At 68.6% G+C, this 19,056-nt stretch carries 20 protein-coding genes; 12 read left to right on the forward strand and 8 right to left on the reverse strand.

Annotation, left to right across the window (positions count from 1 at the left end):
- Positions 1–38: 38 nt before the first annotated feature.
- Positions 39–1,220 (reverse strand): glutathionylspermidine synthase family protein, encoded by a 1,182-nt coding sequence (locus tag ACZ9YD_RS11985; RefSeq protein WP_465075438.1) that lies wholly within the window; start codon positions 1,218–1,220, stop codon positions 39–41.
- Position 1,221: 1 nt separating this feature from the next.
- Complete coding sequence (locus tag ACZ9YD_RS11990) at positions 1,222–1,755, reverse strand: DUF1190 domain-containing protein (RefSeq protein WP_465075542.1); 534 nt, start codon at positions 1,753–1,755, stop codon at positions 1,222–1,224.
- A 136-nt stretch (positions 1,756–1,891) separates the two neighbouring features.
- Here ACZ9YD_RS11990 and ACZ9YD_RS11995 point away from each other — a divergent pair, with 136 nt between their 5' ends.
- From ACZ9YD_RS11995 to folE, 3 genes are all read left to right on the forward strand, one after another.
- Positions 1,892–3,295: a serine hydrolase domain-containing protein gene (locus ACZ9YD_RS11995; RefSeq protein ID WP_465075439.1), complete on the forward strand. Its 1,404-nt coding sequence runs from the start codon at positions 1,892–1,894 to the stop codon at positions 3,293–3,295.
- 130 nt (positions 3,296–3,425) lie between these two features.
- Entirely contained in the window at positions 3,426–3,797 is a 372-nt protein-coding gene (locus ACZ9YD_RS12000; RefSeq protein ID WP_465075440.1) for a hypothetical protein, read from the forward strand.
- 66 nt (positions 3,798–3,863) lie between these two features.
- The gene (folE, locus tag ACZ9YD_RS12005) at positions 3,864–4,475 is read left to right on the forward strand and encodes a GTP cyclohydrolase I FolE (RefSeq protein WP_465075441.1); all 612 of its coding nucleotides are present in this window, start codon (positions 3,864–3,866) and stop codon (positions 4,473–4,475) included.
- Positions 4,476–4,571: 96 nt separating this feature from the next.
- Here the strand turns inward: folE and ACZ9YD_RS12010 are convergent, their stop codons facing one another.
- On the reverse strand, positions 4,572–5,348 hold the full coding sequence (locus tag ACZ9YD_RS12010; protein ID WP_465075442.1) for a sulfite exporter TauE/SafE family protein: 777 nt from the start codon (positions 5,346–5,348) through the stop codon (positions 4,572–4,574).
- A gap of 360 nt (positions 5,349–5,708) precedes the next feature.
- Here ACZ9YD_RS12010 and argS point away from each other — a divergent pair, with 360 nt between their 5' ends.
- From argS to ACZ9YD_RS12045, 7 genes are all read left to right on the forward strand, one after another.
- The gene (argS, locus tag ACZ9YD_RS12015; RefSeq protein WP_465075443.1) at positions 5,709–7,409 is read left to right on the forward strand and encodes an arginine--tRNA ligase; all 1,701 of its coding nucleotides are present in this window, start codon (positions 5,709–5,711) and stop codon (positions 7,407–7,409) included.
- Positions 7,409–8,194: an SPOR domain-containing protein gene (locus tag ACZ9YD_RS12020; RefSeq protein ID WP_465075444.1), complete on the forward strand. Its 786-nt coding sequence runs from the start codon at positions 7,409–7,411 to the stop codon at positions 8,192–8,194. The genes argS and ACZ9YD_RS12020 overlap by 1 nt, the downstream gene beginning before the upstream one ends.
- Before the next feature lie 290 nt (positions 8,195–8,484).
- Complete coding sequence (locus ACZ9YD_RS12025) at positions 8,485–8,856, forward strand: hypothetical protein (RefSeq protein WP_465075445.1); 372 nt, start codon at positions 8,485–8,487, stop codon at positions 8,854–8,856.
- 39 nt (positions 8,857–8,895) lie between these two features.
- Positions 8,896–9,459, forward strand: a complete 564-nt coding sequence (locus ACZ9YD_RS12030; protein ID WP_465075446.1) for a methyltransferase family protein — start codon at positions 8,896–8,898, stop codon at positions 9,457–9,459.
- Positions 9,460–9,517: 58 nt separating this feature from the next.
- Complete coding sequence (locus tag ACZ9YD_RS12035; protein ID WP_465075447.1) at positions 9,518–10,291, forward strand: UPF0149 family protein; 774 nt, start codon at positions 9,518–9,520, stop codon at positions 10,289–10,291.
- Positions 10,292–10,387: 96 nt separating this feature from the next.
- Positions 10,388–11,140, forward strand: a complete 753-nt coding sequence (locus tag ACZ9YD_RS12040) for an SDR family NAD(P)-dependent oxidoreductase (RefSeq protein WP_465075448.1) — start codon at positions 10,388–10,390, stop codon at positions 11,138–11,140.
- 83 nt (positions 11,141–11,223) lie between these two features.
- Entirely contained in the window at positions 11,224–11,676 is a 453-nt protein-coding gene (locus ACZ9YD_RS12045) for an EF-hand domain-containing protein (protein ID WP_465075449.1), read from the forward strand.
- 40 nt (positions 11,677–11,716) lie between these two features.
- On the opposite strand, the gene ACZ9YD_RS12050 is transcribed toward ACZ9YD_RS12045, so the two are convergent.
- On the reverse strand, positions 11,717–12,673 hold the full coding sequence (locus ACZ9YD_RS12050) for an MBL fold metallo-hydrolase (RefSeq protein WP_465075450.1): 957 nt from the start codon (positions 12,671–12,673) through the stop codon (positions 11,717–11,719).
- Positions 12,674–12,893: 220 nt separating this feature from the next.
- Between ACZ9YD_RS12050 and ACZ9YD_RS12055 the strand changes: the two genes are divergently transcribed.
- Complete coding sequence (locus ACZ9YD_RS12055) at positions 12,894–13,340, forward strand: EF-hand domain-containing protein (RefSeq protein ID WP_465075451.1); 447 nt, start codon at positions 12,894–12,896, stop codon at positions 13,338–13,340.
- Between the two features lie 11 nt (positions 13,341–13,351).
- Here the strand turns inward: ACZ9YD_RS12055 and speA are convergent, their stop codons facing one another.
- Together speA and ACZ9YD_RS12065 are read right to left on the reverse strand one after the other, a co-directional pair.
- A complete protein-coding gene (gene speA, locus ACZ9YD_RS12060; RefSeq protein WP_465075452.1) occupies positions 13,352–15,241 on the reverse strand; it encodes an arginine decarboxylase in 1,890 nt (629 codons plus the stop codon).
- Between the two features lie 83 nt (positions 15,242–15,324).
- On the reverse strand, positions 15,325–17,202 hold the full coding sequence (locus ACZ9YD_RS12065; RefSeq protein ID WP_465075453.1) for a M48 family metalloprotease: 1,878 nt from the start codon (positions 17,200–17,202) through the stop codon (positions 15,325–15,327).
- Positions 17,203–17,359: 157 nt separating this feature from the next.
- On the opposite strand from ACZ9YD_RS12065, the gene speE reads away from it, so the two are divergent.
- Complete coding sequence (speE, locus tag ACZ9YD_RS12070; RefSeq protein WP_465075454.1) at positions 17,360–18,211, forward strand: polyamine aminopropyltransferase; 852 nt, start codon at positions 17,360–17,362, stop codon at positions 18,209–18,211.
- A gap of 4 nt (positions 18,212–18,215) precedes the next feature.
- On the opposite strand, the gene ACZ9YD_RS12075 is transcribed toward speE, so the two are convergent.
- Positions 18,216–18,680 (reverse strand): hypothetical protein, encoded by a 465-nt coding sequence (locus ACZ9YD_RS12075; protein WP_465075455.1) that lies wholly within the window; start codon positions 18,678–18,680, stop codon positions 18,216–18,218.
- On the reverse strand, positions 18,670–19,008 hold the full coding sequence (locus ACZ9YD_RS12080) for a P-II family nitrogen regulator (RefSeq protein WP_159681108.1): 339 nt from the start codon (positions 19,006–19,008) through the stop codon (positions 18,670–18,672). The genes ACZ9YD_RS12075 and ACZ9YD_RS12080 overlap by 11 nt, the downstream gene beginning before the upstream one ends.
- Between the last annotated feature and the right edge of the window lie 48 nt (positions 19,009–19,056).

Genomic DNA, 19,056 nt, shown 5'->3' on the forward strand with positions numbered 1-19,056 from the left:
ACGCCCGCGAGCTCCACTCGCGCTTAGTGCCTCAATCCTCAGGCGTAAAACGTCGCCGGTGCATCCGCTTCGACGATCGCGTGCGGCACGAAGCGCGCGCTGTCCCGCGTGATCGGCGAGTCGTCCTCGCGGATGCCGATGCCACACGCGTGATCGCCGACGATCCAACTGCCGACCATCGGGTAATGACCATCGAACGCCGGCAGCGGATGCGCGGCCTGGCGGATGCTCGGGCCGGCGTAAGGGCCGTCGCTGTGCAGGCGCTGGCCGTCGGCGAGATGCAGTTCGATGTTCGCGCCTTCGCGCGAATGCAGCGGTTTGCGTACCCAGCCGGCGGGCAGGTCGCCGCCGGTGTCGAATTCGGCCGCGAGCAGATTCGGATGCCCGCGATGCCGCTCCCACAGCAGCGGCAGCAGGCCTTTGTTGCTCAGCACGGCCTTCCACGGCGGTTCGATGAGGCGCAGGCCGGATTTGGGCAGCGCGCGGCCGAAGTCGTCGTTGAACAGGTCTTCGAGCGGATACAGCTTGAACAGCGAGCCGATCACCGTGTCGTCGAGATCGGTGTAGCGGCCGTCTTCGGACAGGCCGATGTCTTCCAGCGCGATCGCCGCGCCGTGCAGGCCCGCCTGCGATGCGCAGTCGCGCAGGTAGGCGATGGTGCCCTGGTCTTCTTCGGATTCGCGCACGGCGGCGAACAACAGCGGCGGTGGCAGGCTGGACGCGAGTTCGGCGAAGCGGTCGACCAGCGCTTCATGGATCGAATTGAACTGGTCGGCGTCGCCCGGCAGACGTCCGCTGGCGCGCTGGTCCTCCAGCCACTGCCACTGGAAGAACGCGGCTTCGAACAGCGAGGTCGGCGTGTCGTAGTTGAGTTCGTAGAGCTTGGCCGGGCCATTCCCGTCGTAGGCGAAATCCAGACGGCCGTAGAGATGCGGTTCGCGCTTGCGCCAGCTCTCGGCGATCCAGTCGCGGAAGACTTCCGGAATCGCGAGGCGCTGCATCAGCGCATCGCTCTCGACGATCTCGTCGACCATGCCCATCGCCATCTGGTGCACTTCGACGCTGGGGTCTTCGAGGTCGTGCTCGATCTGCGCCATCGAGAACGCGTAATACGCGCGCTCGTCCCAGTAGCGGGCGCCATCGATGGTGTGGAACCGGAAGCCGCACTCGGCGGCCTGCGCCTGCCAGTCGCCGCGTTCGACGATTGCGACGCGCCGCACCTCAGCCGCCGGTGCTGCGACCGTTGGCCGAACGGCCGAAGCCGCCGCGATTCGCGGTGACCGCGCGATCCGGCGTCGCCGACACCGGCGCCATGCCGGCGCGGCCGGCGCCCGGTGCGCCGTTCGGGCGCAACCAGCCCTGGCGGTTGTCGCGGAACGCGGGCGAGGCTTGCGGCGTCTGCTGGGCGAGGCCGCCGCGGTTGTTGTTCAACATCGACGACAGGAAGAAGCCGGCCATCAGCGGACCGATGAAGGAATGCCCGGTCGAGGTCTTCTGCTCGACGCACTCCTCGGCCGGGAACTCCGCTTCGCAAGCTGCGCGGCTGCTGTACTGCGGCGCGGTGTCGGCCGACTGCAACTTGGCCTGCTCGAACGCGATGCGGCAGGTGGCGGTGTCGCCGACCGCCTGCGCGCAGGTGTCGACCGAGGTGTAGAGGCCGTCCTGCACTTCCACCGGCGCGGTGCGCTGGCAGGCACTGAACAGCAACGGCGCGGTGCCCATCAACAGCAGGGCCGTCGTCTTCGACCGCTTGATGCGTCGCGTGCCAGTGGCGTCCGTCATGTCCTGCTCCGTGTGTTGCGTGTGTCCGGCCGGACATGATGCCCGTCGCCGGTCGCGCGGCAAAGCGCGACGCCTACACTGGCGTTCAGTCCCGCTGCCCGGAATGCCGATGCGTCTCGCCCTGTTGCTGCCGCTGCTGCTCATCACCACGTCCGCCGCTGCGCAGACGACGGCCGAACGCGAACGCGTGACCCATGCACGCGCGATCGCTGCGGGCTACAAGGCGCTGACGCTGTGCAGCGTGCAGTTCAATGCCGGTCGCACGGCGGCACAGGCGCAGGCGCTCGAGTTCGTCGGCATCTATCCCGATTACCAGGACGACGTGCTGGGGCTGGACGCGGTGGTCGATGCCGACGCGCACACGGTGTCGGTCGCGTTCGACGACGCGCTGCCGCCGCGCATCGCCGCGTGGCGCCCGAATCTCGGCTGCGCGCAGCTGCCGATCGGTGCGGGCGTCGATGCGATCTCCGCGTTGCCGCGCTTCGATACCGCGACGCCGGATCTCGATGACCGGCCCTGGCCGCTCGGCGAACGCGACGCGACTGCAACGCCGCGCGGCGATGCGGCCGCGCTCGAAGCAGCCGTGGCCGCCGCATTCGACACGCCGAATTACGGCGAAGGCCATGCGACGACCGGCGTACTGGTGCTGCAGGACGGCCGCATCGTCGCCGAGCGCTATCGCGATGGTTTCGGCCCGCACACCTCGCAGCGCACCTGGTCGGTGGCCAAGAGCCTGGCCGGCGCGCTGGTCGGCGTGGCGCAGGCGGCCGGCGAACTCGATCCGTCGAAGCCGGCGCCGGTGCCCGAATGGCAGGCGCCGGGCGATCCGCGCGCATCGATCACCGTCGACCAGTTGTTGCGCATGAGCAGCGGCCTGCACAGCGACACCGCCGGCAACCGCACCGACGCCCTGTATTTCGGCGGCGTCACCGTGGCCGAATCCGCGACCGGCTGGCCGTTGGCGCACCCGCCCGGCACGCAGTTCCGCTACGCCAACAACGACAGCGTGCTGGCCGTGCATGCCCTGCGCGCGGCGACTGGCGACGAGGCCCGTGCCCTGTCGCGGCCGTTCACCGACCTGTTCTGGCCGCTGGGCATGACCCGCACCGTGGCCGAGACCGACTGGCGTGGCGGCTTCGTGCTGTCGAGTCAGGTCTGGTCGACCGCGCGCGACCTCGGCCGCTTCGGCCTGCTGCTGCAGCAGGGCGGCGTCTTCGAAGGCCGCCGTCTGCTGCCCGACGGCTGGGTTCGCGCCGCGACGACGCCGTCCGGCCCGCAGCCCGAAGGCGATCTCGGCTACGGCGCGACCCTGTGGTTGATGCAGCGCGCGCCGGGCGTGCCGGCCGACACCTTCGCCGCGATGGGCAACCGCGGGCAGTACGTGATCGTGGTGCCGTCGCGCGGCGTGGTGCTGGTGCGGCGGGGCGAGGATCCGACCGGCAAGCGCTTCGATCCGGCGACATTCACCGCGGCGGTGCTGGCCAGTCTCGAAGCGGAAACGCCGCCGCGCTGAATCGCAGCTGGTGCAAGGCTCGCGCTGCCGCGCTTGTTCACCGCTGTCAGACAGGTGCGGGGCTAGCGTCCATCGTGCAGCACGTCCTCCCACACGCCTTGTCGGCGCTGGCGTGCTCGCGGGACCCGCCATGACCAACGACCTGCACAACAGCGCCATTACGCCAGACCAACGCACGCCAGCCGATGCGGCCGCTGACGGCCAGGACGCGCTCGAGGCCCAGTTCAAGGCTGGTCTCCCGCAGGCGCCCTATTACTCGGCCGGCCGTCACTGGAACGACTACGCCCCGGCCTACCGGTTCGGCCGCGACAGCCGCCAGCGCCATGTCGGCAGCCGCTTCGACCAGGTCGAGCCGCAGCTGGAGCGCGAATGGAACAGCGCGCGCGACAAGTCCCGCCTCGGCTGGATCGAGGCCCGTGGCGCGGTCGAGGACGCCTGGTCGCTCACGCCTGGTGACGATGTCGATGTCGCGCTGGATTCGCCCGGCCCCAAAGTCGGCTGAGCGTTCGGCCGCGGATGCGGTGAATACGACGCGGTACCATGGCGCTCTTTGTCGCGGTGCCCGCCCATGACCCGTTCTTCTGATTCCGACGCCCGCCACGGCGTCAGCCGCGACGACGCCGAATCCGCGGTCCGCACCCTGCTGCGCTGGGCCGGCGAAGACCCGGCGCGCGAAGGTCTGCTCGACACGCCACGCCGCGTGGCCGACGCCTACACCGAGTGGTTCAGCGGCTATGCGACCGATGCCGATGCGTATCTCGCGCGGACGTTCGAGGAAGTTGCCGGCTATGACGAGCTGATCGTGCTGCGCGACATCGAATACGAAAGCCACTGCGAGCATCACATGGCACCGATCATCGGCCGGGTGCACGTGGGCTATCTGCCGGCCGGCAAGGTCGTGGGCATCAGCAAGCTGGCGCGCGTGGTCGAAGCTTATGCCAAGCGTTTCCAGGTGCAGGAAAAGATGACCGCGCAGATCGCCGGCTGCATCCAGCGTGCACTGGCGCCGTTGGGCGTGGGCGTGGTCGTCGAAGGCGCGCACGAGTGCATGACCACCCGCGGCGTGCACAAGCGCGGCGTGAGCATGATCACCTCGACGATGCTCGGCAGCTTCCGCGAAGACGCCCGCACCCGCGCCGAATTCCTGCGCTTCATCGAAGTGGGCGGCAACCGCCGCTGAGGCACCACTGCGCAAATCTGTCCTTGTTCGTCATTCCCGCCTTCGCGGGAATGACGACTTTCTCAGCGTTGCCTTAAGGTTTGTTTCCGCCGGCCCTCAGGCGCCGGCGAGCGTGTCCCAGCCCATCTTGGCGATGAGCACGACCACCAGCGTGACGAACAGCTTGCGGATCACCGGCGTGCCGCCGCGCAGCGCGAGCCGGGTGCCGGCGAACGCGCCGGCCACGTTCGCCACCGCCATCGGCACCGCGAACGCCAGCAGCACATGGCCCGAGGGCACGAAGAACGACAGCGCGGCCAGATTGGTCGCGATGTTGACGATCTTCGACGCAGCGGTGGCGCGCAGGAAGTCCAGCCCGAAGAAGCGGATGAACAGAAAGATCAGGAAGCTGCCGGTGCCGGGGCCGAACAGGCCGTCGTAGAAGCCGATCGCCGCGCCCATCAACAACGCCAGCCCGAGCTCGCGGCGGCCCACATCGCGCGGCCGGTGCAGCGCGCCGAAATCCTTCTTGACCAGCGTGTAGGCCAGCATCGCGATCAGCAGCGCGAGGATCAGCGGCCGCACGGCGTCGCGCGGCAGCAGCGTCACCGCCGTGGCGCCGAGGAACGAGAACACGAACGCGGTGGCCGCGGCGAACAGCACCGGCGCCCACGGAAAGCGCACGTTGCGCGCGTAGCGCCAACCGGCGGCAGCGGTGCCGAAGAACGAACTGAACTTGTTGGTGCCCAGCAGCGCCGCGGGCGTGTGCTGCGGCAGCGCGGTGAACAGCCCCGGCAACTGCACCAGTCCGCCTCCGCCCACCGCGGCATCGACCAGCCCGGCCATGAAGGCGACGCAGACCAGCCAGATCAGTTCGGGAAACAGCGCGTCCACGTGGGCAGTCGGGTCGAGGGGCGCAAAGCATACGCGCGGTGGGGACCATAGCCCTCCCCCGTTTCAACGGGGGATGAGAGCCGTCCGCTTGCGCGGCACTGCCGCGCGGAGGGATCGAATGCCGGGCGCGCTGCGCCGGGCCGGACGGGTTGGGTGGGGGCGAACCGTCAGTGGGCGCAGTTCAAGACTCGGGCGCGGAGTCGCCGCGTGAGTCGGGCTCTCGTCGATCGGTTCGTTTGCCCCCTCCCAACCCTCCCCCGCGTTGCAGGGGAGGGCTTCGCACGTTCGTCCATCACGGAACCCGGGGCGCCATCAGCGCTCGCGTACAATGGCGGGCCGTTTGTCCGCGATCGAAATTCCGTGAAATCCCAGCTCCGCGCCCTGATCGAGCCGCTCGTCGAGCAGGCCATTGCCGCCCTGCGCGCCGCCGGCACATTGCCTGCCGACTTCGCCACGCCCGACTTCACCGTCGAGCGTCCGAAGGATCGCAGCCACGGCGATGCGTCGACGAATGCGGCGATGCTGCTGGCCAAGCCCGCGAAGTCGAACCCGCGCGCGATCGCACAGGCGCTGGTGGATGCGCTGCCGGTGAACGACTCGATCGCCGCGGTCGAGATCGCCGGCCCGGGCTTCCTCAATTTCCGGTTCACCGCGAAGGCATGGCGCGACCAGCTGGTCGCCGTGCACACGCAGGGCGATGCCTTCGGCCGCAACGACAGGGGGGCCTCGCAGACGGCGGGCGTGGAATACGTCTCGGCGAACCCGACCGGCCCGCTGCATGTCGGCCACGGCCGCGCGGCGGTGATCGGCGATTGCATCGCACGCGTGCTCGATGCCAACGGCTGGCACGTCAAGCGCGAGTTCTATTACAACGACGCCGGCGTGCAGATCGAGAATCTCGCCCGCTCCACCCAGGCGCGCGCCAAGGGGCGCAAGCCCGGCGATGCCGACTGGCCGACCGACGCCTACAACGGCGACTACATCGGCGATGTCGCGCGCGCGTATCTCGATGGCGCGACGGTCGAAGTCGACGGCCACACCGTCGCGGGCGTCAACGACGCCGACGATCTCGACGCGATCCGCCGCTTCGCCGTGGCGTGGCTGCGCCGCGAGCAGAACGAGGACCTCGCCGCGTTCGGCGTCGGCTTCGACGTGTACTTCCTCGAGTCGTCGCTGTACGCCGACGGCAAGGTGGAAGAAACCGTGCGCGAGCTCGTCGCCCACGGCCACACCTACGAAGAAGGCGGCGCGCTGTGGCTGCGCAGCACCGACTATGGCGACGACAAGGACCGCGTGATGCGCAAGTCCGACGGCACGTACACGTACTTCGTGCCGGACGTGGCCTATCACCTGTCGAAGTGGCAGCGCGGCTACACGCGTGCGATCACCGAACTCGGCGCCGATCACCACGGCTCGCTGGCGCGTGTGCGCGCGGGCCTGCAGGCGCTCGATGCCGGCATTCCGCAGGGCTGGCCGGAATACGTGCTGCACCAGATGGTCACGGTGATGCGCGGCGGCGAGGAAGTGAAGCTCAGCAAGCGCGCCGGCAGCTATCTGACGCTGCGCGATCTGATCGACGAAGCCGGCCGCGATGCGACGCGCTGGTTCCTGGTCGCGCGCAAGCCCGACTCGCAGCTGGTGTTCGACATCGACCTGGCCCGCAGCCAGTCGCTCGACAACCCGGTCTACTACGTGCAGCTCTCGCATGCGCGCATCTGCGGTCTGCTGCGCAAGCTCGGCGACGCGGGTCTCGCGTTCGATCTGCAGAACGGCCTGGCGCAGTTGCCGGACATGGCGGACGTCGCGTTGCGCGACGTGCTGATCGACCTGTCGCGCTGGCCGGAAATCGTGGCCGCCGCGGGCGCGCAGCTTGAACCCCACCTGATCGCGACCTACCTGCTGGAGCTGGCACAGGGCTTCCAGACGTACTACAACGATCACCAGTTCCTGGTCGATGACGCCGACGTGCGCGATGCACGTCTGGCGCTGGCCATTGCAGTGCGACAGGTACTGCGCAACGGCCTCACGCTGCTCGGCGTGCAGGCCCCGGAGGCGATGTAATGGCGGCACGACGCGGCAAGACCCAGGCCCGACGCAACGGCGGCAGCTCCGGCGGATTGCCGGGCTGGGCATGGATGATCATCGGTGTGGTGCTCGCGCTGGGCATCGTGCTGGCGGTGCCGCGCCTGCTCAAACCCGATTCGCAGGATGGCTTCTTCCGGCCGAGCCCGAATCCCGATGCGCAGCCGGCGGTCAGCACCACGGACGCGGATGCAGAACCCGAACTGCCGACGCCAGCGGGGCAGCGCCCGCGTGCCGCTGCGAGCCAGCAGGGCGCGTCGACGGACTACGATTTCTACACGATGCTGCCCGAGCAGGAAGTCCCGATGACGGACGCCGAACTCGCTGCAAGCACGCGCGCCGAAGCCCAGCGCCAGCAGCGGGCCGAGGCGCAGCAGCAGGCGCTGCAGGCCCAGCATCCCGACGCCGCCGACATGGCCGGCGGCGCGACGACCGGCCCGCAGCCGCTGCCGGAACAGCGCCCGACGCCGGCACAGCAGGCGACCACCGCGCCGGCCACTGCAGCGAGCGCCACGCCGGCCGCAGCCGGCGATGCCCGCTACATCCTGCAGGCCGGCTCGTTCAGCGCCTCCGGGGACGCCGAAGCCCTCAAGGCCCGCATCGCCCTGCTCGGCCTGACCGCACGCGTGGAATCGGGCGAAGCCGCCGGCCGCACCGTGTATCGCGTCCGCATGGGGCCCTACGGCACTGCGACGGATCTGGCAGAAGCCAAGCAGAAGCTCGGCAACGGCGGCCTGCCGGCGCTGGCGATCAAGGCGCAGTAAGCACGAGTCTTCCGCCCAGACGGCGTAATTGAGCACCTCTCCCTCCGGGAGAGGTCGACGCGCAGCGCGCGTCGGGTGAGGGTAGAGCTCCCGCGCCCGGGTTCCGCTCATGGCGAGCGTCCGCCCCTCACCCCAACCCCTCTCCCCGGGGAGAGGGGCTCGAAGCGGAGCGCTTCAGCTTTCCGCGCCGGTGCCTTTCCAGCTCCCCATTCCGTGTCCCCCGTCGCACCCGGATCGCAGCCCACGCGATCCGCCTGCGGACAATGGAGGCTCAAGGGAGGAAGGGCGCCATGACCATCGAAGCGGCACTGATCAAACCCGTCGTCGACGTGCTGCTGGCGCTGTTCCAGCAGGGCAGCGATCTGAAGCTGAAGCACAACGCGCAGGCGTCGGTGCGCGAGGCGATCCGCGAACTGCTGCAGGCCAATCCGGACGAGAACCGGGCGGCGGCGCGCATCGCGATCGCGCGTGCGGCCGGCATCCTGTCCGAGGATGTGGTGCTGGCCGAGGACATGTTGCAGAAACATCGCGCGACGAAAGCGCGCACGCGCGGCAAGTCGACCACCGGTCGGCGGCGCGTGCCGAGCGAAGCGGTCGAAAACGAAACACCCGCGATCAAGCCGCCGGGCACACCCACGCCCGGCACTCCGACATCACACTGAGCCTGCAAGGCTCGTCTCTCCCTCTTCCGGAACCTGCCCATGGCCGGCGTCCTCGTGTTCGCGGCAATGAGTGTGTTGTGGTGCCTGAGCGAACTGTGGATCGGGCTGCGTCATCGCGCGTCCGACCGAAGGCGCGATGCCGGCACGCTGGCGCGGCTGGTGCTGGTGATCGGCGGTTGCGTGACCGTGGCGATGCTGGTGTCGATCTGGCCACCGGGTCGGTTTCCGCCGGCTTGGCAGCCCACTCTGCTGTGGGGCGGCTGCACGCTGATGCTCGCCGGCATGCTGTTCCGCTGGTGGGCGATCCATGAGCTCGCCGAGCACTTCACGGTCGATGTGGCCATCGCCGCCGACCACAAGCTGATCCGCAGTGGTCCCTACCGGCAGCTGCGCCATCCCTCGTACACCGGACTGCTGATGACATTCGCGGGGTTTCTGTGCGTCCTCGGCAGCTGGCTGGCGCCGCTGGTCGTCGCCGCGCCGTTATGGTTCGCGCTGCGCGGGCGCATCCGCATCGAGGAGGCCGCGCTGTCGGCGGCGTTCCCGGTCGACTATCCCGAATACGCACGCACGACGCGTCGGCTTCTGCCCGGCATCTGGTGAGCCGGCGCGGCGACGTCACCGGGTAAGCTGTACCACCCCCGCACGTTGCCGACTCCGCATGACCACCCAGCCCACGACCGCCCTCAGCGACGCCGAACTCGACCGGCTGGATGTGCTGCTCGATCGCTGCACCGATCCCGAAACCGGCCTCGGCAATCTGGAAATGCTCGACGGTTTTCTGTCCGCGCTCGCGGTCGGCCCGGTCGATGTCGAACTGCCGACGGTGTTCCCGGCGATCTGGGGCAGCGGCGAGGTGCCGCGCCGCGACGAACGTCAGACCCGCGAAGCCGAGGCGCTGATCACGCGACTGGCCGCCGAAGTCGAACAGCGCATCCGCCACGATCCCTCGGAAGCGAACGATCGCGAATCGCTGATGCCGCTGCTCGGCCTGCCGCCCGAATCCGAAGGCGACGAAGACAAGGCCGACGGCGCCGATGCGCTCGACGGCATCCCCGAGGATTTCCCGTTCGCCGCAGCCTGGGCCGCCGGCTTCCTGCGCGGCGCCGCGCAGTTCGAAGACGACTGGGCGAAGTGGATGGAAGACCACGAGGCGATCGACAACGATCTGGGCGTGATCACGCGCCTGGCGATCGTCGATCCCACGCAGCTCGCCGATGCGGAGATGACGGCCGAGGAAATGCTCACCCTCGACGAGCGTTTCGACCTGACCTACGACCTGCCGGACATGCTCTACGACATGTACCTGCAACGTCTGCACGACCGTCGTCCTGCGCCGGCCAAGCGCGCCGACGTGCCCGGCCGCAACGATCCCTGCAACTGCGGCAGCGGCAAGAAGTACAAGAAGTGCTGCGCGGACCAGGCGTCCGAGTAAGCCGCAACCCGGCGCGGACTACACGCGCCGGCACGTCCTGATTCCGCATCCATCGCGCGCCGCCTGCCGGCGCGTCGCGCTTCAAGGAGACTCGCCATGACCCGCACCATTCTCATCACCGGCGGCACCTCCGGTTTCGGCGCAGCGGCCGTCGCACGTTTTCTCGCCGGCGGCTGGCGCGTGGTCGCGACGGGTCGTCGCGTCGAGCGGTTGCAGGCGCTGGTCGATGCGCACGGCAGCGAGCGCCTGCACACCGCCGCGTTCGACATCCGCGATGAAGCCGCGATGCATGCCGCGCTCGATGCGCTGCCAGCGGACTTCCGCGACATTGACGCACTGGTCAACAACGCCGGTCTCGCACTCGGCACCGCGCCGGCGCAGCACGCGGATCTTGCGCAGTGGCGGCAGATGATCGACACCAACGTCACCGCACTGGTCACGCTGACGCACGCGCTGCTGCCGACGCTGATCGAACGCCGCGGCGCGATCCTCAACGTCAGCTCGATCGCCGGCAGCTATCCGTATCCCGGCGGCAACGCCTACGGCGGCACGAAGGCCTTCGTCACCCAGTTCTCGCTGGGCCTGCGCAGCGATCTGCACGGCACCGGCGTGCGCGTGACCTCGATCGAGCCTGGCCTGGCCGAAACCGAGTTCACCCTCGTCCGCACCAGCGGCGACCAGGACGCGTCCGACACGCTGTACACCGGCGCGCAGCCGATCGTCGCCGACGACATCGCCGAGACCCTGTGGTGGGTCGCGAACCTGCCGCCGCACCTCAACATCAACCGGCTCGAAGTGATGCCAGTGAGCCAGTCGTTCGCGGGCTTCCAGATCCATCGCGAGGCCTGAGACGGCGCGCGGCCGCGCAAACACGTTGCCTCGATACACTGCCGATGCGCACAGACGCGCGTCCTGCCCGACAAGGAGTCGTCATGTTCCGGAGCCTCTGCACCGCCGCCCTGCTCGTTCCGCTGCTGCTCGTGTCCACAGCCGCTTCGGCCAATCGCGAGGTGGACCGCATGTTCGCCGGGCAGGACACCAATCGTGATGGTGTGATCGACCAGGCCGAAGCCCGCGCGGAAGCGGCGCGGGTCTTCCGGACACTCGATACGAACCGGGACGATGTGCTGGTCATCGGCGAACTCGACCCTCAGGTCGCAAAAGGCAGCCCGGGCGGCGTCGGATTTCCACCCGACATCCACGTCGCGCTGCGACAGGCGACGATGCAGCTCTGGGATGCCAACGGCGATGGCCGGGTCACGCTCGCCGAAACGCAACAGGCCTTCGTGCACGGCCTGCTGATGGCGGACCACGACGGCGACGGCAAGGTCACGCGCGCCGAACTGATCCGCATGCACCAGGGCGTCATCGCGCCGACGCGTTGAAGACGGTGCGGACGGCATGCGCCCGCACCGGCGCGACGGTTTACTGCAACGGCGCCCAGACGAAGCTGCCCTCGCGGCGCACGATCTGACCCAGACCCGGATACGGGAAATGCGGCGAGGCCACGGTGACGCCGCTGTCGGCCGCGCGGGTCAGCAGGGCCTCGCGGCTGGCTTCGGCGGCCGGCGCATCGCCGTCGAACGCGATCGTCCACTGCGGGCGCTGCACCGACACCGCGAAGTGGTGCGCGCCGTCGCCGATGTAGAGCAGGCGCGCATCGCCGTCGACGATCTCGTAGGCGCTATGTCCCGCCGTGTGGCCTTCAACCACCACCGCAGTAACGCCCGGCACCACCTCCGCGCCCGGTGCGAATGCGTCGACGCGCGGCGAGATCGCCGCCGCCAGCGCGGCGTTCGAAGCGTCGGCCTGCAGCGCCTGCCATTCCGGCGCCGAGAGGTGCACGGTCGCATTCGCGAACACGGCCTGGCCGGCGTTGTCGACGAGCCCGCCGACGTGGTCGGGATGCGCGTGGCTGATGAAGATGTCGGTGATCTGCGCGGGCTCGACGCCCGCCGCGCGCAACGATGCAGGCAGGCGGCCGGCATCAGCGAAGTCGGCATCGCCGGCGCCGGTGTCGAACAGCAGCACGCGATCGCCGCTGCGCACCAGCAGCGCCTGCACGCTCAGATGCACCGTGTCGGTGGGTTCGCCGGCCTTCGTCAGCAACGCGTCGACTTCGGCCTTCGGCGCACCGATGCCGAGCGTCTTGCCGTCATTGGGAAACCGGATGTCGCCATCGCGCAGCACGGCTGCATCGAGCGTGCCGATCTTGAAACGATGCACGTCGGCGCTGTCAGCGGCAGGCGCGGTGTCGGCGGTCGTCATCGGCGGCGGCGGGGCATCGACGGTAGCCGGCGGCGGCGCTGGCTCGGCGCAAGCGACGAGCACGGCGGCGAGCGCGAGGGTCAGAACGGCACGGGTGGGATTGAAGTGACGCATGACGGATCTCCTGTCGACGTGGAACGCGGCAAGCCGCGATAGCGCCGCAGCATAGACCCAACATCGCGTCCGATTGCCGACGCCGACGGGCTGCTGCATGTCACCGGGACGCGATGGCATGACGCGGCGTGCGGAGAATTCCGATGCGACGACGCGGCCCTGCGCGCGCAGCCGGATTGCTAACGTGTCCGCCACACATCCACGGCAGGACGCCACGCCCATGAAAGGAATCTGTCTCGCGACGCTCGCGCCGCTGTTGCTGCTCGGCGCAACGCCGGCCCAAGCCAATCCGGGCGGGGCAGCCCATGTTGAATTCATGTTCCGCGATGCCGACGCGAACCGCGATGGCGTAATCACGCAGGCCGAAGTCCGTGCGGCATCGGCACGTCATTTCCGCAAGGACGATCTCGACAACGATGGGATCCTGAGCCGGGATGAAGTCAGGCAACAGCAACTACGCCACGGCGCAGACCAGCTCACGCCTGCGTTGCTGGCCGTGGTCACCAACAACGCATTCGCCATCTACGACGTCGACGGCGACGGCCGCATCACGCTTGAGAACTACCTGCAGTCACAGGTGAACATGGTGCTGCAGGCCGACTTCGACAAGGACGGCCAGGTGACACTGCAGGAAGCGCGCCAGCTGCATGGCGTGGTCGCGCCCTGATCACCGGCGCATCACTCCAACGGTGTGTCGTCCAGATACGTGTAACCGGTGAGCCCGGCTTCCAGCGCATCCTTGAGCCGCTGCGATTCGTCGGCGGCCAGCGCGGCATCGTCGACCAGCGCGGTGTAGCGCGCGCGCAGGTCTTCGAGGCGATAGCCCACGTAGTCGAGCATCACGTCGGTGGTGTCGCCGCGGCGCTGCTGCACGACTGTGATGCCATCGCCTTCGATCTTCACTTCGACCGCGTCGGTATCGCCGAACAGGTTGTGGATGTCGCCGAGGATTTCCTGGTACGCACCGACCATGAAGAAGCCGAGCCGGTACTGCTCGCCCTTGCGCAACGCGTGCAGCGGCAGCGAGGTGTCGAGATCCTCGTTCTCGACGTAGATGTCGATCTTGCCGTCGGAGTCGCAGGTCAGATCGGCGATCACGCCGCGGCGCTCGGGCAGTTCATCGAGGCGCTCGATCGGCACGATCGGGAACACCTGGTCGATCGCCCAGACGTCCGGCATCGATTCGAACACACTGAAGTTGACGAAGTACTTGTCGACCAGCCGCTCGTTGAGCTCGTCGAGCAACGGACGATGACTCTTCTCGTCGAAGGTCAGCCGCGCGCGCACCGCATGCGCGATCGCATAGAACAGATCGTCGATGCGCGCGCGGTGCGTCAGGTCCATCTGACCGAGCGCGTACAGCGCCAGGCCTTCAGCGTGCTGGTGCTGCGCTTCGTGGAAGAGCTCGACCGCCGGACGCGAGGTCAGTTCGGCATGCAGTTCGCGCAGGTTCGCGACGACTGCCGGCTCGTCATCGTGCACGTCGGGCACGCGGCCTTCCGGCGCACGTTCGACTTCGGAGACGTTGGCGACCAGCACCGCGTGATGCGCGGTCATCGCGCGGCCGCATTCGGTGACGATGCGCGGCGGCGTGAGACCGTGTTCGGCGCAGGCCTGCGCCAGCGGCTGCACGATCGAACCGGCGTACTGGCGGATGCCGTAGTTCACCGAGTTGTAGCTGCGCGAGCGCGTGCCTTCGTAATCGACACCCAGACCACCGCCGACATCGACGTGGCTGATCGTCGCGCCGAGCTTGGTCAGCTCGACGAAGTACCGCACCGCTTCGCGCATGCCGTTGGAGATGTCGCGGACATTGGAGATCTGCGAGCCCATGTGGAAATGCAGCAGCTGCAGGCAGTCCGCCATGCCGGCGTCGCGCAGCTTCTTCCACAGGTCGAGCAGCTGGCGCGGGTTGAGGCCGAACTTGGCCTTGTCGCCGCCGCTGTTCTGCCACTTGCCGGCGCCGAGCGAAGCCAAGCGCATGCGCACACCGAGGCCGGGCTTCACGCCGAGCGCCGCGGCTTCTTCCATCACCAGCGCGAGCTCGGACGGCTTCTCGACGACGATGAAGGTCTCAAGGCCGAGCTTGCGGCCGATCAGCGCGAGACGGATGTACTCGCGGTCCTTGTAGCCGTTGCAGACCACGAGACCACCCGGACGCGACAGCGCGAGCACCGCCATCAGTTCCGGCTTGCTGCCCGCCTCCAGACCGAAGCCGTCGCCGTGGTGCGTGGCCAGCGTGCCCGCGACGCCCTGGTGCTGGTTGACCTTGATCGGATAGACGGCCGTGTAACCGCCCGGATACTCCCACTCGGCCTGGGCCTGCGCGAAGGCCTCCTGCAATCGCGCGAGGCGATCGCCGAGGATGTCGGGGAAACGCACCAGCATCGGCAGCTGCGCGCCGTTCGCGCGCGCGGCGTCGACCGCCTCTGGCAGGGCGATCGACGGGCCGTGCTTGCCGCGCGGCGACACCACGATGCGGCCGGCGTCATCGACGTCGAAATACCCCTCGCTCCAGTGCGGGATCGAGTAGGTCTTGCGGGCGAGGTCGGTGGACCAGGCGGTCATCGGCGGCATTCCGGTCGAGCGTGAAGGCCGCATAGTCTAGGGTCTGGCAGCCGAACCTGTGGTGACACCGGCCGCAGCCACGCTCAGAGCGCGCGGCCCCTCCCCTTCTGAAAGACCGGCGCGCCGCACAGGCGCCGCACCCGCTTCGCGAGCGCCGCGGCGTCGCTGCCGGTGAACACGGTGTGGCTGCCCGGCAGCTGCATCGCCTCCGACACCGCGCGCAGGCCGGCGGCTTCGCTGGCGATCGAGCCACGCCAGTCCAGCAGCAGCACGTAATGCGCGGACTGTTCGCGCATCGCGACCTGTTTGCGCACCAGCCACGCGCTGACGATACGTTCGTGGCTGGCGAGCGTGGCGGTCAGGCGCCCCAGCGCGGCGGTGTCGAGATCGTGCAGCTGCAGGGTATCGCCATCGGCAACGGCATCGCGATCACGCAGATCGTCGGCGCGCGGGGCGAGTTCGTCGCGCAGCGCGGTGATCTGGCGAGCCGTGTCGGCATCCACGTCGGGATCGCGCAGCAGTGCCGCCAGCGCCTCGCCAACCGGCCCGACTGCGCCTGCATCGCGCGCGACCGCCTGACGCAGATGGCTGATGCCGCCAATATCGCCCGCCTGCAGCTGGCGTAGTCCGAGCCGGAACGCGACCATTGCGCTGTCCGGATGCGCAGCATGCGCGCGCGCCAGCACCGGTAGCGGATCACGGTCGATCTCGACTGTCTCGAACAGACGCGCATGTTCGACGGCTTCGTTGGCCGAGCGCTCCGGCGAGGCGTCGAGCGCATGGAAACGTGCGCGATCGTCCGCGCCCGCGGCGTGCAGCGCCTGCCATTCCGTCCTCAGTTGCGTGCGCCAGTGCTGGTCCAGTTCGCGTTCGATGGCGTCCAGCGCGTCGCCGAGCCACACCGATGCAGGTTCGCTGGGCGTGCGCAGGACGGCAGACGCGTTCAGCGCGTCGAGACGCCGCGCCAGCACCGGATGCGTGTCATAGGGGTCGACATCGCGATCGGCAATCGCGAGCAGGCGCGCCGGATCCGGCTGTGGCCCAGCGCGCAGGCCATCGATCAACGGCGCCAGCAACTGCGCCGGCGGATGCGATTGCACGCGGGCGCGGGCCAGCACGCGCGGCCACAGCGTCGACTGCAGGCGCCCGCTGCCGTGTTCGATGCGCAGCAGCGCACTGGCCATCGCGTCCCGGCTGACCACCCGTGCGGCGGTCGCGTCGGCGCGGAACTCGTGTGCCCGCGCGAGGACGAAGCTCCACGCGTCGAACAGCGGCGCGTACCACGCGTAGAAGCGCGCGATCGGCAGCGACAGCAGGAAGCCGCTGCGCGCCAGGCCGTCGACGGCGCGATACCAGGTGAAGCGCACGCGGTAGAGCCAGCCGGCGAGGCGGCCGTGTTGTTCGCCGAAATGTCCGAACTCGTGTGCGATCACCGCGGCCGCCTCGTCGCGATCGAGCAGCTGCAGCAAGGGCAGACCCAGCACGAGGTAATGCCGGTGTCCGGCCAGTCCCAGCAGGCGCGGCAGGCTGGCCGCGGCGGCATTGAGCTGGGTGTCGATGACGATGCCCGCCAGCGGCGGTGCACCGGTCGCCTTGCGCAGACGCTCGACTTCGGCCTGCAGCATCGGCGCCTCATCCGCTGCCAGCAATCGTCCGTCCGGCACCTCGAAGCGCATCCACAGCGCGCGTACCAGCGCGGCGATGCCGGCACCGGCGATCAGCAGCACGATCGCCAGTTGCGGGTCGAAACGGACGCCCTGCACGAGCACCTGCCATGCGATCGCGAGCGGCGCGGCCAGGAGCAGCAGCAACAGCCCGATCAGGAAACCGTAACCGGCGAGTGCCAGCAGCAGGACCCGGATCAGATATGCGCGTGGCGCCGCGGCGGCAAGGGTTTCGAGGCGCTCGACTCGCGCGCAATGGCGGGCAGTGGCGGCCTGCGCCGCGCGGCGATCTTCCATGGGCTCGGGCGGTGTGGGCAGCGGGTGCGTCGCAGTATCGCATCGGCCCGGACACGAAGCCGACACCTGGACTTCGCTACAATTTCGCCCCTCGCGCGGGGCACTGCTTCTACACGCCGTCGCCGGAATTTCCCTCATCCGCTTTCCAGGACACCTCATGACCGCGCCCAACTGGCTCTACGAAAACTTCGAAACCGCCGGCTCGGCCATCGGCTTCCGCGTGAATATGAAGCTCGACGAGGTGCAGTCGCCGTTCCAGAAGATCGAGATCTACGAGAGCACCGACTGGGGCAACGTCATGCTCATCGACGGCGCGATGATGGTCACCACGCGCGACAATTTCCTCTATCACGAGATGATGTCGCACCCGGCGCTGTTCACGCATACCGCGCCGAAGACCGTGGTCATCATCGGCGGCGGCGACTGCGGCACGCTGCGCGAAGTGCTGCGCCACCCGGGCGTCGAGAAGGCCGTGCAGTGCGACATCGACGAGCAGGTCACGCGTATGGCGGAGAAGTACTTCCCCGAGCTGTGCGAATCCAATGGCGACCCGCGCGCCGAGATCCTGTTCGACGACGGCATCGCCTACATGGCGAATTGCGAACCCGGCAGTGTCGACATCGTCATCGTCGATTCGACCGATCCGGTCGGCCCGGCGGAGGGCCTGTTCAACAAGGCCTTCTTCGAAAGCTGCCATCGCGCGCTGAAGGACGACGGCATCCTCGTCCAGCAGTCCGAATCGCCGCTGGTGCTGCTGGAGCTGATCCAGGCCATGCGCGCCGAGATGGGCAAAGCCGGCTTCACCACGTTCCAGACCCTGCCGTTCCCGCAGCCGTGCTACCCGACCGGCTGGTGGAGCTGCACCCTGGCGCGCAAGGGCCAGGGCTTCGACTTCCGCGAAGCCGACGCACGCGCGAAGCCGTTCGAGACGCTCTACTACACCGCCGACATCCACAAGGGCGCGCAGTCGCTGCCGCCGTTCGTTGCGAAGGCGCTGGGCGAAGGCTGAGTTCTCAGCAGCCGCAGCTGCCCGTGACCGGGCGTGCGATGCGCGCGCCATCATCGCGGACGACCGAGAGGCGTCCGCGGAACTTGAAGTACTCGCACCCTTCGTTTTCGTAACAGGTGCGCGTGACGAAGCCTGCGAACCAGGCCGTGTAGCGTCCGCCCTCGAAGCGGGCGTTGATCGGCATGCCGCAACGCACGCCCCAGACGTTCAGCGTGCCGCTCACCTCGCTCATGACCCGGTCAGCGCCGTCGACGCGAATGACCGCTGGCGATCCGGCATCGAGGCGCTGCATCAGCAGCGGTGGCACGAAGGTCCAAGCCCAAGGCACCTCGCCATGCGTGAGCGAACAACCGCATTCGGCGTAATGGACCGGCTGCGGATCTACACGCAGCGGGCCATTGCCTGACGTGCTCGCGCCGCTCAGCAGCAACGCGGGCAGCAATACGAGCCAGGGCGCGCTAGATCGCATCCCCGTCGAGCTCGCCAGTGCGGATCCGCACCGCGCGTTCGAGGTCGTAGACGAAGATCTTGCCGTCGCCGATCTTGCCCATGCCGGCGGACTTGAGGATCGCTTCGACGACGTTGTCGACGATGTCGTCGGTAATCACGATTTCCAGCTTCACCTTCGGCAGGAAGTCGACCACGTACTCGGCGCCGCGATATAGCTCGGTGTGGCCCTTCTGGCGGCCAAAGCCTTTCACTTCGGTGACGGTAATGCCGTTGACGCCGACATCGGCGAGCGCTTCGCGCACGTCGTCGAGCTTGAACGGTTTGATGATGGCCATGACCATTTTCATCGCATGGGCCTCCCCGGTATGGATTCGGAACAAGGATACGCCACGCTC

The sequence above is a fragment of the Luteimonas sp. AC640a genome (assembly GCF_979256585.1).